The following is a 14,062-nucleotide window of genomic DNA, read 5'->3' as shown; positions in this document are numbered from 1 at the left end:
GCTTTTTATTGCATGATAAACATAATATAAACAAGCCAGGGCGGGAAAAATCCACGGAATTTGCACAAATGCCACAGGCAGGGCCACTTTCCGGTTGGGCGCAGCCGCAACCTGGCTTAGGAGTAGGCCCGCTTTTGGAGGCTTTCCTATGACCAGCGATATCGAACCCTTCCATGCCATCGCCATCAGCCGTCTGGCGCACGCGCTCAAGGCCGAGGGCCGGTCGATCATTCATATGGAATTCGGCCAGCCCTCCACCGGCGCCCCCGCGGCCGCCATCGCCACAGCGCATCACGTGCTCGACAGTGACGGCCTCGGCTACTGGGAAAGTCCGGCGCTGAAAGCGCGACTGGCCCGTCACTATCTGGAAACCTACGGCGTAACCGTCGCACCGGAACAATTCATCCTGACCTGCGGGGCGTCACCGGCTCTGCTGCTGGCCCTGATTTCCAGCTTTGAACCCGGCGCCCGCATCGCCATGGCGCGACCCGGCTATGTCGCCTATCGCAACACCGTAAAAGCCTTACGCCAGATACCGGTCGAGATCCCGTGCGACGCCTCGGTGCGCTTCCAGCTAACGGCGGCGGCTTTGGCGGCCATCGAACCGGCCCCTGAGGGCGTCATCATCGCCAGCCCGGCCAACCCCACCGGCACGATCATCGAGGCCGGCGAGCTTGAGGCCATAGCCGCCGTTTGCCGCGCACGCGGCATCCGCATCATTTCCGATGAAATTTACCACGGCCTGAGCTATGTCGAACCGGCCCGGTCCATGCTCGAATTCGCCCCCGATGCGCTGGTCGTCAGCAGTTTTTCCAAATATTTCAGTATGGTCGGCTGGCGGCTCGGCTGGCTGCTGGCATCACCGGAACATCTGGAAAAGGCCCGCACCTATGTCGGCAACCTGTTCCTGACCGCGCCCTCGCTCAGCCAGCACGCCGGCCTGGTGGCGCTCGATTGCGACGATGAACTGCAAGGCCACGTCGCCGTCTATGCCCGCAATCGCCAATTGCTGCTCGACGCTCTGCCGCGCCTTGGCCTGACCTCGATCGCTCCGCCCGACGGCGCCTTCTATATCTACGCCGATATAGGCCACCTGACCGACAACAGCCTGGAATTCTGCCAAACGTTATTGCGCGATACAGGCGTGGCCACCGCGCCGGGCCTCGATTTCGATCCGGTCGAAGGCCTTCGCTTCATCCGTTTCAGCTTCGCGGTATCGACGGCCGAAGTCGAGGACGCCATAGAACGGCTGGCAGCCTGGTTCACCACTTAATCGGCGCGCAGAACGACTTTCCGCGCCGGCTTGGCGCGTGGCGTTTTTGTCTGTGCCGGCGTCACATCCGGTTCCGCCTCAAGGCCAAAGTCCGGCTGATAGATCCGCAACCGCGCCAGGATGGCGGCATGGGCGGCACCGGTGATATGTTTCTGCATGACCGTCGATTTGACCGCGCGCGCCATGATCACCGCGCCGGACATGTCGGCCAGCAAGGCGGCGGCCTGGTCCATCGCCTCATCGAGCGAAAAGTCCATCAACCGGAACTGAGCGGCGATCAGCTTTTGCAGGGTGGTGACGCCGACCTCGAAGCGCTTGCGCGCCTCCGGCTCCAGCCGCGCCACATCGCCAGCAGTCGCCGGAATGGCGCAGCCCTGTCCCGGCTTGTTGTAGTGGGCGGGAGACAGGTAATAATCGATATAGGCCAGCAAGGCCGCCTGCGGCTCCAGTCCACGCGTCCGGGTCTGGAAGCGCTCGCAGGTCCGCTCGAACATTACGTCGATGGCCTGGGCGATCAGGTCGTCTTTGGAGGCGAAATGGGCGTAGAAACCACCGTGGGTCAGCCCCTGACGTTTCATGAGGGTGGCGACGCTCAGGCCGTACGGCCCTTCCTCGCGCAGCATGATGGCCGCCTCGGTCAACAACCGCAGGCGGGTCCGTTCTTTATGTTCGGTATCGTAACGCATATGCGGTGTCCGCTGGGAGGTCTTATGGCAGGGTCGCGTTTTTTACTCCTGGCGTCAAGATTACGCCGGAATGAATTCGAATACATGATGCTTGTCATGCAAAAGAGCAAGCATGAGGTTTCGGTTTTTAAGGTTTACCACGCCCAAACCCGGAATTATCGTTCCAGCTTGGCCGCCAGTATAACCGAGGTCGTGGTGCGCTCCACGCCATCAAGCAGGCCGATACGGTTGATCAGTTCGTTCATTTCGATGCTGTCCGGCGCCTCGACCAGCACAATGATGTCGTATTCGCCACTGATCGCGTAGATGGCCGAAATCTCTGAAATCTCCGCCAGACTGCCCTCGACCTCCTGGCACAGGCGCGGCAGGGTCTTGATCATGACGTGGGCGCGCAGGCGCGATTTCGAATAGGCCTGCCCCAGCCGCACCGTGTAGCCGTCGATAATGCCTTCGTTTTCAAGGCGTTCCAGCCGGGCATAGACCTGGGTGCGCGGGATATCGAGCATGGTGGCCAGTTGCGACACCGGCAGACGGGAGTTTTCACGCAAAGACGCCATCAGCTTGCGGTCGATGGCGTCAAGTTCAGGTGCGGGCTTGCGAGTCGTCATTATTTCAGCTTTTCATCGCCATAGATCGCCGTTCGGATAGCGGGGGAATCGGAGGATACGGCGCCACGATACATGCCCACGTCATTTATGGCAAAGGCCGGTTTGCCAGAGGCGTCCATGGCGATCAGCCCACCATCGCCACCGATCGATCCGATCGACATGATGGTATCATAGGCCGCCGCCTCGATATCCTGATGGTTCCAGCGCACACGGTCGCAGACCTGACGGCCGGCGGAATCGCGGATGAAATATTCGCCGGTGCCGGTGGCCGAAACGGCGCAGTCGCCATCGCGCGCATAGGTGCCGGCGCCAATCAGCGGCGAGTCGCCGATGCGACCCCATTGTTTGCCTGTCAGGCCGCCGGTCGAGGTCGCCGCCGCCAGATGGCCGTCACTATCGAGCGCCACCGCCCCGACCGTGCCATACATATGGGTTGGGTTAATCATCGCCGTGTTGTCTTTCTTCCAGTCCTTCAGCATCTGCTCACGTTCCGGCGTATGGAAATAACCAGGGTCTTCCTGCACCAGCCCCTGCGCTTTCGAGAAGGCGTCCGCCCCTTCGCCCGCCAGCAGGACGTGGCGCGTCTTGTCCATCACGGCGCGCGCCGCCATGATCGGGTTCTTGGTGCGCGTCAAAGCCGCCACCGCGCCGGCCTTCATCGTGCCGCCGTCCATGATGGCGGCGTCGAGATAGACATTGCCGTCCGCCGCTATGGCCGCGCCCTTGCCCGCATTGAACAAAGGATTGTCCTCCAGCGGCTTGAGCGTGGCTTCGACGGCATCGAGCGCCGAACCGCCCTTGTCTAGCACGGCCTGCCCCGCCGCCAATGCCGCATTGAGACCGGCGCGATAAGCGGCGTCGGTTTCCGGCGTCAGGTCGCCGCGATCGATCACCCCTGCCCCGCCATGAATGGCCAGCGACCAGCGCTTTTGCTGCGTCAGAACCCCATCGGTCACATCATAGGTGCGCGTGAAGGACGGCTGGCCAACCTCCAGAGTCTTGATATTGAAGGTGCTGGTCTTGCCGATACCGGTGACCTTGACATTCCTGATATTGAGCGGCTTGCCTGGCGCCAGATCGTTAACCTCACCGCCCTGCACCAGCCAGGCATGACCGTCGAGATTGGAATAGACCTTCGCCGTGCCGTCGGTCTCGACGGTCATTGCCGCCTCTTCATCGATGCCGAGCCCGACCAGCGGATGGGCATAGCGCTTGTTTGGCGAGGCGCGCAAGGCTTCGGCCTTGACCACAAAGGCGATCAGACGGCCGAGACGATCACGAATGCCGAAATGGCTGTCGGTAACGATGTTGTTCATCAGTTCGGAATGAAGGAAATCGCCTTCGATGGTATTGCCCGGCCCCATCGGGTCCTTCATGGCTTCCGGCGAAGTGATGCTGTTGCCATCCATGGCGCCGTAAAGCCACGATCCCTGCACCGCCAGACCGGCCGAGGTGCCGCCGATCGGCTTGCCCGCCGCCACATGGGCGTCGAGCGCTTCATTGAGCGGCGTGCCCTTCCACATGCGAACGTAATTTGACTGATCGCCACCGGCCAGGAAGATGCCGTCGGCCTTTTTCACCGCCTCGAGCAGCTTCGCATCATAGGAGGCCTTGCGATCGGTAAACAGGAAGGTGCGGATCGAGGTCACGCCCTTGACGCTGTTATACATCTCGTCCTGGGTTTCGGTCGTACCCGACGCGCGCAGCACCACGATATGGCCATGGCCGGAATGGGCGGTGAACCAGCGGAAGGCATCCATCGCCCATTCGCCGCCGCCACTGAGCAGAAAACCACCGGTTACCGGGTCGGTCGTCGGCTTCGACTCATCACCGATGACGTAGGTTTTGTAGCCCGGCCCGCTTTTCCAGCCCTTCGCTTCGGCAACATTACCTATATTTAAGGTGGCAAAAATGCAGATTGTGGTGAGACTTAAGGCAAGAATCAAACGACGCATGGCAGGCTCCGCGATAGTTTTAGTGCGCAAATGCAACATATGGGCACAACTGTGATCGCAAATTGACCTTATGGCAACAATTTGATTGCCAAGTTTGACACAATGATGTCACTTTTCGTCAAGTTTCTGCAAAAATAGTGCACTTTGAAACTATATCTGCAATTTTGTCATATTTGCATCCGCGAACATTGTTACGTAAAAATCAGGAGCTGCCCATGCTGAAAACCAGGCCTTACATGTCTCTCGGTCGCCTTTGCAAGCTGACCTTGCTTGCCGGATGCAGCCTTTACGGCCTTCATGGCGTGGCCGGTGCACAGGATACCGCGGCGGCGCCAGCGGCCGATGAACCTGAAACCATTGTCGTCCTCGGTTCACGCATCCCCCGCACCCAAAAGGAAGGCCCGGCGCCGGTCACCGTGATCACGTCCGACCAGATCCGTTCCGGCGGCTATGCCAATGTCCCTGACGTGCTCAAGACGATCACCGCCAACAGCGGCGAAACCCAGTCACAGCAGTCAGGCAATGCCGCCGATTATTCGCCGGGTGCCCAGCAGGTCGACCTGCGCGGCCTCGGCCCCAACCATACGCTCGTCATGGTCAATGGCCGACGCATTGCCGACTATCCGATGCCGTTCAATGGCAATGGCAATTTCACCGACATTTCCAATATCCCGCTCGGCATGATCGACCAGATCGAGGTCTTGTCAGGCTCTGCCTCGGCCATCTATGGCTCGGACGCCCTGGCCGGCGTCGTCAATTTCAAGCTCAAGGAGCGCTACGACGGCTCGACGCTTGACTATCGCTATGGCTGGACCGAACAGGGCGGTGGTCAATCCAACCGCCTGAACTATTCGTCAGGCTTTGATGCCGGCAAGTTTCACGGCGTCTTCGGCGGCGAAATCCAGTGGGTCGACCCGATCTATGGCGATCAGCGCAAGCGCCAGGATTCATCGCAGGATTCGCCTGACGCGGCCTACCGTCTGCCGCAAACCAACTGGCAGCGCGTCGATTATGACGTCTACGCCATCGACGCCACCGAAGCCGACTGCGCCCTGGCCTCAGGCACCAACGGCGGTCAGACACACCTGGCCATCGATCCTGATTACGGCGACGGCGACACCATCCTGGGCGCCTATTGCGGTGGCGACAACGCCATTGCGCAGCGGACCATCCAGTCCCAGCGTCATTCGGGCAATTTTGTAGGCTCCTTCACCTATGACGTTTCCGACCGCATGCACCTGTTCACCGACATCCAGTTCGGCCTGTCCAATGTCGAACTGGTGAAGCGCCCGACCTCATGGGGTTATCAGGACGAAACCGGCAATGATGTCGGCGACTTCTACAACAGCTTCACCGGCGGCACCGATAACTGGTATCGCATCTTCACGCCGGAAGAAATGGGCGGTCTCGACAAGGCGCGCCGCAAGGTCAATTCCACCACCTACACCATCGTGCCCGGCGTGCGCGGCACCTTTGGTACGGATGACAAGTGGACCTATGAAGTGGCCCTGACCGCCAGCGCCTATAATGCCGAGGTGATTTTCCCGCTGATCAATGTCGACAAGGCCAATGCCCTGTTCCTTGGGCCGAAGCTCGGCATGGATACCGATCCGCAGTTCCTCGGCGAAGACGACGGCTACGGCCTGCCGGTCTTCAATGCCGATCCGACGCGCTTCTATACCCCGCTGACCCCGGCCGAATACGCCTCCATCGCCGAAAACGCCGTCTATCATCCGAAAAGCTCGGTGACGGAACTTTCGGCTCAGTTCGGCACGCAGGACCTCTTCCAGATGCCCGCCGGACCGGTCGGCTTCAACTTCATCGTCGAAGCCGGTCGTCAGGATTATGACGTCGGCACCGATCCGAAAGCGACGGTTCCGCACTTCTTTAGCTGGACCGATTTCACCGCCAAGGGCCACCGCACACATTGGGCCACCGGCGCCGAATTCAATATTCCGCTGCTGTCCACCCTGTCGTCGAATGTCGCCGCCCGCTATGACCACTATGATTATGCCGGCCACAGCGTCGGCGAGGCGACCTACAATCTCGGTCTCGAATATCGCCCGATCAAGTCCCTGCTGTTCCGCACCGCCTGGGGCACCGGCTTCCGCGCCCCTGACCTCAACTATGTCTATCAGGGCATAGGCTTCGAAGAGGGCCGCGCGCCGGATTACTATCAGTGCTATATCGACACGCCGGAAGATTACCCCGGTGACTGCGGCCGCGGCTCACGCGTCTCCGTCAGAACCTCCGGCAATCGCAACCTGGAGCCGGAAACCAGCGAATCGCTCAATGCCGGCGTGGTCTGGGCGCCGTCGCGCAACTTCGATATCAGCATCGACTATTTCAAGATCGAAATGTCGGGTGAGGTCGAAGACCTGCTCATCAGCAACCTGACCCGTACCGAAGGCGAATGCCGCAACGGTCTGCAGGACATCAACACCCCCACCTGTCAGGACGCGCTCGCCCGCGTCACCCGCGACAGCGATGGCGATATCAGCCAGGTCTATATCTCGCCGATCAACGTGGCCAAGGAAACGACGTCCGGCGTCGATCTCGCCGCGCACCTGCGCTTCGACACCCCGATCGGCGCGCTGAGCCTGTCGGGCGCCTATACCCACGTCGCCGATCATGACTATATCCGCTATGCGGGCGATCCCGCCATCGACAAGCTGGCCAATGATTCGAGCTACTATATCCCGCGTGACAAGGCCTCGCTCAGCGCCAGCCTCAAGTCCGGCGCCTGGAAGTTCGGCCTCTCCGGCAACTATCTCAGCCGCCTGCCGAACTATGATGAAGACGCCTGGGTCGATGATTACACGACCTGGAACGGGTCGGTGCAATATGATGTCAACACGGACGTCTCGGTGTCGCTGGCCATCACCAACCTCTTCGACACGACACCGCCGCACGATCCGACCTGGAACAGCTACCCCTACTACAATACAAGCTGGTACGATGGCCTCGGCCGTTCGGGCTTCCTGCAAGTCACCTATAAGTTCAAGTAAAGTCTGAGTAACATATATCTAAAAAGGCCGGCGAATGATCATTCGCCGGCCTTTTTTTATTTAGTCGAATTAGTAGTTTTGGTCGGCTATCTTTTCTATTGCCGCGACAAGTGTTTCCTCAAGATTGTGATAGACCTGCACACCGTCGAGATTAGCAATGTAATGCAGGTAGCGCATTTTGGTCGCTGAGTGCGGATATCCTAAGACAGCACGCCCACTGCGACTGAAACGGCCAAATTCGACATTGGTTGTAAATCCAGGAAGTGTTTTGAGATTTCGTGGTATCCAGAAGGCGATTACACCCGCTTTTTCGAGATGTTCCAGTTCCCACTCAATCTGGGCAGCATGATCGTAATTTCCGCGAAACATACCGTCGCGTGGCAATGGAATATAAACTGTACCACCAAAACCAATGTGGCTGAGGACAGCGCAGGCGTCTTTTCTCCAGTCATACTCACCGTGTCCGCGGGGACTTGGTCCAGCAAGAAACAAAGATCGCTTAGGCGATTCGGCACTTTGCTCATGAACATAGAAAAGTCTCAAAACCGTCTCCAATTTGCGATCGGAACTTACTTAAATCCCGCAGCCCTATACACCACCTTGCCGCCGACCATGGCCATCAGCACCTGCGTGGCGCCGATTTCTTCCGGCTTGATCTGAAACAAATTCCGGTCGAGCACGATCAGATCGGCGAACTTGCCAGTTTCCAGCGAACCCGTCTCCCTATCCTGGCGCAGGCTGTAGGCGGCATTGAGCGTGATCGCCCGCACCGCCTGCGCCACCGTCAACCCCGGATCAATACCCAGCCGATCCGGATAGGTCACCGCATCCTCGCCAATCGCCTTGCGCGTGACGGCGATCTGCAAGGCCAGCCATTCATCAAGCGCATCGACCGGCCAGTCCGAGCCATAGACAATCCGCGCGCCGTAGATTTCCAGCAGGCCCGCCGGCTCCATCAGCGCCGACCGCACAGGCCCCAATGCCGGCTGCGATTGCATGATATCAATCGACGGCCGCGCCCACTGGAAGGACAGAACCGGCAAAGCGCCCACCTCGGCATAGCGCTTATAATCCGACGGGTCTACAATTTCGTCATGGGCGATGGCCGGGCGGATATCGTCGCCCGGATGCACCCTGCGCATGGCTTCGACCGCGTTCAGCCCCATGCGTACCGAGCCGTCACCATCGGCGTGCATGTGCGGATTGATGCCCGCCGCCGCCAGCCTGATCAGGGTATCGTTGAGCTGGCTTTGCGAGAAATAGGGCTTGGGGCCGTGATTATGCCCCGGCCGGCCGTTGTCGAAATAGGGTTCGACCATCACCGCCGAAAAGGCCGGCGCCGAATAGACGCCATCGAGGAACAGCTTGGCCGTATCGACGGTCATGACCGGTTTGGCGCCGTCCGGCTTTTGCGCGAACTCGGCTTTTTCCTTCAATACCTCGGCAATGGCCTTGTCGGCATCGTAATCTGCCGGGGAATCGATCAGCACGGCGAAATGCGCCCGCGCCGTCAGCCCGCCTTCTTTGGAGACCGTGCGGTAAGCGGTCATGGTTTCGATATCGGTATAGGCGTCGAGGAAGGTGGTGATCCCCTGCTCCCGCATGGCCTTGAGCGCCAGTTGCGTCGCCTGGTAGTTCTTTTCAACCGAGGGCGGGGGCACCAGTTTGTCGATCAGATCCTGCGCGGCATCCTGCAACAGCCCGGTCGGCTCGCCTGAAGCATCGCGCACGATCACGCCATCCTTCGGGTCGGGTGTATCGCGGGTAATGCCCGCCAGTTGGAGACCGCGCGTATTGGTCAGGTTGGAATGACCGAAGGAGGAATGGACCTTGATCGGCCGGGTAGTTTTGACGCCATCCAGCGCCGCGCGGGTCGGGGCCGTACCTGCTGGCTTCGCCCCCTGCTCGAACCAGTTGATGACCTGCAACCAGTCGTCCGGCCCCGCCGTTTTATCGTCATCAACGCATTTTTGGATGTGCGTCTGAAATTCAGGGATGGTCAGGCTCTCATAGTTGAGATTGCAGTTGAGCATCCTTAAGCCCCCCGATTGCGGGTGCATATGGCCGTCGATCAGGCCAGGCATGATCATCCGGCCTTTGAGATCGACCACCTGCGTCTGGCGGCCGGTAAAGGCCTTCGCGCCAGCCTCATCACCGACATAGATGATCCGGCCATCTTTTACCGCTAAGGCCTGCGCCACGCTGTCCTTGACATCGACGGTATAGATATAGCCGTTGCGGAAAACCGTATCGGCCGGCGAAATTGGTCTGGCTTGAGCAGAACCGGCGAACAACGCAATGGCGACAATCAGGTATCTCATGCTTCAACCTCTTCATTTGCCCCCTCTCCCCGCAAGCGGGGAGAGGGGGCAAATCTAATCTTAGAACCCTGTCGTTTTTTGGCGCGTGAACCACTATATAGGCGGCACACTATCCGGCAAAGGAAATCAGATGGATTCGGTCATTTCGATCAAGCAACTCGACAAGACCTATAAAAGCGGCCACCAGGCGCTGAAATCCATCGATCTCGATATCCGTCGCGGCGAAATCTTCGCCCTCCTCGGCCCCAACGGCGCCGGCAAGACCACACTGATCGGCGTCGTCTGCGGGCTGGTCAAGCTGACCGGCGGCACGGTCATCGCCGATGGCCACGACATCACAAAGGATTACCGCGCCGCGCGCGCCAAGATTGGCCTGGTGCCGCAGGAACTGGCGACCGACATGTTCGAGACCGTGTGGTCGACGGTCAGTTTTTCGCGCGGCCTGTTTGGACTGGCGCCCAATCCCGCTCATATCGAGAAGGTGCTGAAAGACCTCTCGCTGTGGGACAAGAAGGACAACAAGATCGCCACGCTTTCCGGCGGTATGAAGCGCCGCGTACTGATCGCCAAGGCGCTGTCGCACGAACCGAAAATCCTGTTCCTCGATGAGCCGACGGCCGGCGTCGATGTCGAACTGCGCCGCGATATGTGGAAGATGATCGGCCGTCTGCGCGAACAGGGCGTCACCATTATCCTCACTACCCATTACATCGAGGAAGCCGAGGAGATGGCCGATCGTATCGGCGTCATCAATAAAGGTGAAATCATGCTGGTCGAGGAAAAGCACGCCCTGATGCGCAAGCTCGGCCAGACCCGCGTCATCATCGGCCTGAAATCGAAACTCGACGCGCCGCCGGATATCCCGCAAAGCCTTGATCTCTCTGCCGATGGCGAAACCCTGACCTTCACGCTTACCGGCGAAGGCGACTCGGAAGACGCCAGCGTCGCCGATGTGCTCAAGGCGCTGATGGACAAGCAGATCGACTTCAAATCGGTCAATACCAAGCGCTCGTCGCTCGAAGATATCTTTGTCGATCTGGTGGAGACAAAAGCATGAAACACCTTCTCATAATTGCCGCATCTCTATTGTTCGCAACCGGGTGTAATTCCGCTCCAACTGCAGCCGCTCCTCAAGGCTATTACGCCGAAATCAATTTCCATGTTGACGGCGGCCCGGAAATTAATTCTGATTTTCACGAACAGCTATTTGACTATCTTAACGGCAGGCAAATTCGCAACGGTCCAATAGGACTCAGTGCCGGCGAAACTCAGACACCGGATTATAAATTGCAGATATTAGGTGACTGTGACGGCGCGGTAAAAGCTGTGGCTCCGATCATATCACGGGTTGCAAAACGCACACATGAAGCATCGCTAATAATGAAATCATTCAAACGGAGCGCGACATGTTCAATCGTAAAGCGTGAATATTCTTCGCCATCATCTGACTTGCCTAACGACTTACCTTACGCGGTTCCCGTGACATCCGGCCAACAGGTTTCCCAATGAATCTCCACGCGGTCCGCGCCATCTATTTCTTCGAACTGCATCGCACCTGGCGCACCCTGTTCCAGAGCATCGCCGCGCCGGTCATCTCGACCTCGCTCTATTTCATCGTCTTCGGCTCGGCCATCGGCAGCAAGATGACCCTGGTCGATGGCGTCAGCTACGGCGCCTATATCGTGCCGGGCCTGATCCTGTTGTCGATACTGACGGAAAGCACCTCCAATGCTTCGTTCGGCATCTATCTGCCGCGTTTTACCGGCACGATTTACGAACTGTTGTCGGCGCCGGTTTCCGTCGTCGAGGTGCTGCTGGGCTATGTCGGGGCGGCGGCCACCAAGTCGGTGATCCTCGGCAGCATTATTCTGATAACGGCGCGGCTGTTCGTGCCCTATGAAATCATCCATCCCATCTGGGCCGGCGTTTTCCTGATCATGATCGCCCTCACCTTCTCTTTGTTCGGCTTCATCCTCGGCGTCTGGGCCGATGGTTTCGAGAAATTGCAGGTCGTGCCGCTATTGATCATCACGCCCCTGACCTTTCTCGGCGGCACCTTCTATTCCATCAAAATGCTGCCGGAATTCTGGCAACACGTCACCCTGTTCAACCCGATTGTCTATCTGGTCAACGGCTTCCGCTGGACCTTCTACGGCAAGGCCGATGTCAATGTGCTGGTCAGTTTTGGCATGACCCTGGTGTTCATGACGGTCTGCGTCGCCCTTATCGCCTGGATATTCAAGACCGGTTACCGCTTACGGAGCTGAAAAAGGTCCGGCCGGACCCGGGACCAGCAGGTCCGGCGCGGAGTTTATGTGCGCGCCCGGAAGAGGGGAGAAACAGTGCGCACCAGAAGCGCTGAGCGATCTCAGGGGATAATCGCGGCGCCCGCTCAAATTATCTCGCAAAAGTTGTATTTTTATTAATTTGCGAAAGAATCTATCGCCCCAATTGCATTTTGGTTCCCATGACTTGGTAAATCAAAGCGTGGACAGGCCTATAGGCAGACGGGATCGAATAGGGCATAAGACTCGAAATCACGATTACACAACGACATGTGCGAGCCTTTATGACTGCCGATCCGAACGCGCCCGCCCCTTCGTTCGTTCAAAAAACGAAGGCTTTCGCCAACAGTCTGTGGAATGCCGACGACAAGGCCCTGCGCTGGGTGCTCGCCCTGTTGGTCGTTGTCCTGGCCTGCTTCAATTTCGTTCGTGATCTCGATAATCCGGCCCATGCCTTCTGGGATGAATCCTACTACCTGACCACCACCCAGCGTTATGACGAGGGCAAGGCGCAATATGCTTCGCACCCGCCGCTCGGTTTCATGTTCATGGATGCCGGCGTCAAGGCCGGCAAGCTGCTGGATATCAATCAAAAGGTCGATACGCACTTCCTTGGCGACGTGAAGAAGATCGATTCCCGCGTCGTGCCGAAAGGCTATGATTTCACGCCGATCCGTATGCCCTCGGCCTTGTTCGCGGTGATCAGCGCCCTGCTCTTTTATCTTATCATTCTGCGGCTCAATGGCGAGGCGTTCGAGGCGTTTGTCTTCTCGCTGCTGTTCATTTTCGAGAACGCCTATATCGTCCACTTCCGCGCCGCCCACCTCGATTCCTATCAGTTCACCTTTACCCTCGGCTCGATCCTGGTCTGGCTCTATACCTTCGGCCGAGAACCGAAACGGCCGCTGCTGACCTATGCTGCGTTTGGCCTGCTGTGCGGCCTGAGCTTCATGGTCAAGGTCAATTCACTGGTCATGCTGGTGCTGGGTGCCCTCAGTCTCGGCCGCGCCCTGTGGTTCGATCATTCGCGCCCGAACTGGCTGCGGCAATTCTGGCGCGGTTCGTCGATCGCCGGCGCTTTTCTCGCCGTGGTAACGCTGATTTTCACCCTGCACGTCGTCTTCAATCCGAATGCACCGGACACCAAAACCAAGGCCGGCGCGCGTGACAATGGCGCCATGGGCCAGGTCTACAAGGATTATCTCGCCGACAAGCGTGGGCTTTCCCCCGCCGTCGTCTGGGACGCGACGGTCGGCTACTACAAGTACATGAAGTATGATTTCACCGGCGAGGTGAAGACCGAACCCAATGGCTCGCAGCCCGTCCTGTGGCCCTTCATGGCCAAGGCGATCACCTACCGCTGGGATTTCGACGGCAAGAAGACTGCCTATACCCATATGGTCGGCAATCCGGTCAACTGGGGCCTAGGTCTTGTCGGAATCGTCGGCGCGATGGTGCTGATTTCCCGCCGCCGCTTCGACAAGACGGAATCAGACTTCGCCCCGGATTTTGACCGCCTGGAAGCCCTGTTCGCCATGTTCATGATCTTCTGGGTGTTCCATATCTATCTCGGCATCCACCGGGTGATGTACATCTACCATTATTTCATCGGCCTGGCCCTGAGTTACCTGCTGGTCGCCCTGTGCTTCAAGATCGCGGCGCGACAGATACCGCTGGTCAATAAGCACCGGTTCGGCATTTTGTGCGGACTGAGTGTGGCGATTGCGTGCAGCTATCTCTTCTATGCGCCGTTGACCTATCATCAGTACATGACCAAGGCCGCGTGCAATCTGCGCAATATCCCGGTAACACTGGTGGTCTGCCAGCCGGCGAAGAAAAAGAAGCCCGCCCCGCTGCAAGCAGCAACGCCCACGCCATCGGCCGACCTTAACAAAAGTTAATCCACCGGATTTCTCTTCCTTCGGA

Annotated in this window: 11 protein-coding genes; 6 read left to right on the top strand and 5 right to left on the bottom strand. The window is 58.6% G+C overall.

The window, feature by feature from the left end; translation table 11 throughout:
* Window positions 1-148 precede the first annotated feature (148 nt).
* Complete coding sequence (locus tag VL130_RS11550; protein WP_325363055.1) at window positions 149-1,273, top strand: aminotransferase class I/II-fold pyridoxal phosphate-dependent enzyme; 1,125 nt, start codon at window positions 149-151, stop codon at window positions 1,271-1,273.
* Here the strand turns inward: VL130_RS11550 and VL130_RS11545 are convergent.
* From VL130_RS11545 to VL130_RS11535, 3 genes are all read right to left on the bottom strand, one after another.
* The gene (locus tag VL130_RS11545; protein WP_325363054.1) at window positions 1,270-1,959 is read right to left on the bottom strand and encodes a TetR/AcrR family transcriptional regulator; all 690 of its coding nucleotides are present in this window, start codon (window positions 1,957-1,959) and stop codon (window positions 1,270-1,272) included. The two genes, VL130_RS11550 and VL130_RS11545, sit on opposite strands and share 4 nt — an antisense overlap.
* Window positions 1,960-2,114: 155 nt before the next feature.
* Window positions 2,115-2,567 (bottom strand): Lrp/AsnC family transcriptional regulator, encoded by a 453-nt coding sequence (locus VL130_RS11540; RefSeq protein ID WP_325363053.1) that lies wholly within the window; start codon window positions 2,565-2,567, stop codon window positions 2,115-2,117.
* Window positions 2,567-4,522 carry an isoaspartyl peptidase/L-asparaginase gene (locus VL130_RS11535; RefSeq protein ID WP_325363052.1) on the bottom strand — a complete coding sequence of 652 codons (1,956 nt, stop codon included), beginning with the start codon at window positions 4,520-4,522 and terminating at the stop codon, window positions 2,567-2,569. The genes VL130_RS11540 and VL130_RS11535 overlap by 1 nt, the downstream gene beginning before the upstream one ends.
* A gap of 215 nt (window positions 4,523-4,737) precedes the next feature.
* Here VL130_RS11535 and VL130_RS11530 point away from each other — a divergent pair, with 215 nt between their 5' ends.
* Window positions 4,738-7,530, top strand: coding sequence for a TonB-dependent receptor domain-containing protein (locus VL130_RS11530; protein ID WP_325363051.1), 2,793 nt, complete (start codon window positions 4,738-4,740; stop codon window positions 7,528-7,530).
* A gap of 69 nt (window positions 7,531-7,599) precedes the next feature.
* Here VL130_RS11530 and VL130_RS11525 read toward each other — a convergent pair whose 3' ends face one another.
* Together VL130_RS11525 and VL130_RS11520 are read right to left on the bottom strand one after the other, a co-directional pair.
* Window positions 7,600-8,073, bottom strand: a complete 474-nt coding sequence (locus VL130_RS11525) for a nucleoside 2-deoxyribosyltransferase domain-containing protein (protein ID WP_325363050.1) — start codon at window positions 8,071-8,073, stop codon at window positions 7,600-7,602.
* Between the two features lie 26 nt (window positions 8,074-8,099).
* Window positions 8,100-9,851, bottom strand: coding sequence for an amidohydrolase (locus VL130_RS11520; protein WP_325363049.1), 1,752 nt, complete (start codon window positions 9,849-9,851; stop codon window positions 8,100-8,102).
* 130 nt (window positions 9,852-9,981) lie between these two features.
* Between VL130_RS11520 and VL130_RS11515 the strand changes: the two genes are divergently transcribed.
* From VL130_RS11515 to VL130_RS11500, 4 genes are all read left to right on the top strand, one after another.
* The gene (locus tag VL130_RS11515; RefSeq protein ID WP_325363048.1) at window positions 9,982-10,908 is read left to right on the top strand and encodes an ABC transporter ATP-binding protein; all 927 of its coding nucleotides are present in this window, start codon (window positions 9,982-9,984) and stop codon (window positions 10,906-10,908) included.
* Window positions 10,905-11,360: a hypothetical protein gene (locus VL130_RS11510; protein ID WP_325363047.1), complete on the top strand. Its 456-nt coding sequence runs from the start codon at window positions 10,905-10,907 to the stop codon at window positions 11,358-11,360. The genes VL130_RS11515 and VL130_RS11510 overlap by 4 nt, the downstream gene beginning before the upstream one ends.
* On the top strand, window positions 11,357-12,118 hold the full coding sequence (locus VL130_RS11505; protein ID WP_325363046.1) for an ABC transporter permease: 762 nt from the start codon (window positions 11,357-11,359) through the stop codon (window positions 12,116-12,118). The genes VL130_RS11510 and VL130_RS11505 overlap by 4 nt, the downstream gene beginning before the upstream one ends.
* Window positions 12,119-12,420: 302 nt before the next feature.
* Window positions 12,421-14,037: a phospholipid carrier-dependent glycosyltransferase gene (locus VL130_RS11500; protein ID WP_325363045.1), complete on the top strand. Its 1,617-nt coding sequence runs from the start codon at window positions 12,421-12,423 to the stop codon at window positions 14,035-14,037.
* Window positions 14,038-14,062 lie beyond the last annotated feature (25 nt).

The organism is Asticcacaulis sp., assembly GCF_035497195.1.
In the GTDB taxonomy this organism is placed as follows: Bacteria; Pseudomonadota; Alphaproteobacteria; order Caulobacterales; family Caulobacteraceae; genus Asticcacaulis.
Note: the sequence above shows the minus strand (reverse complement) of the source record. Positions and strands in the feature narration are given on the sequence as shown.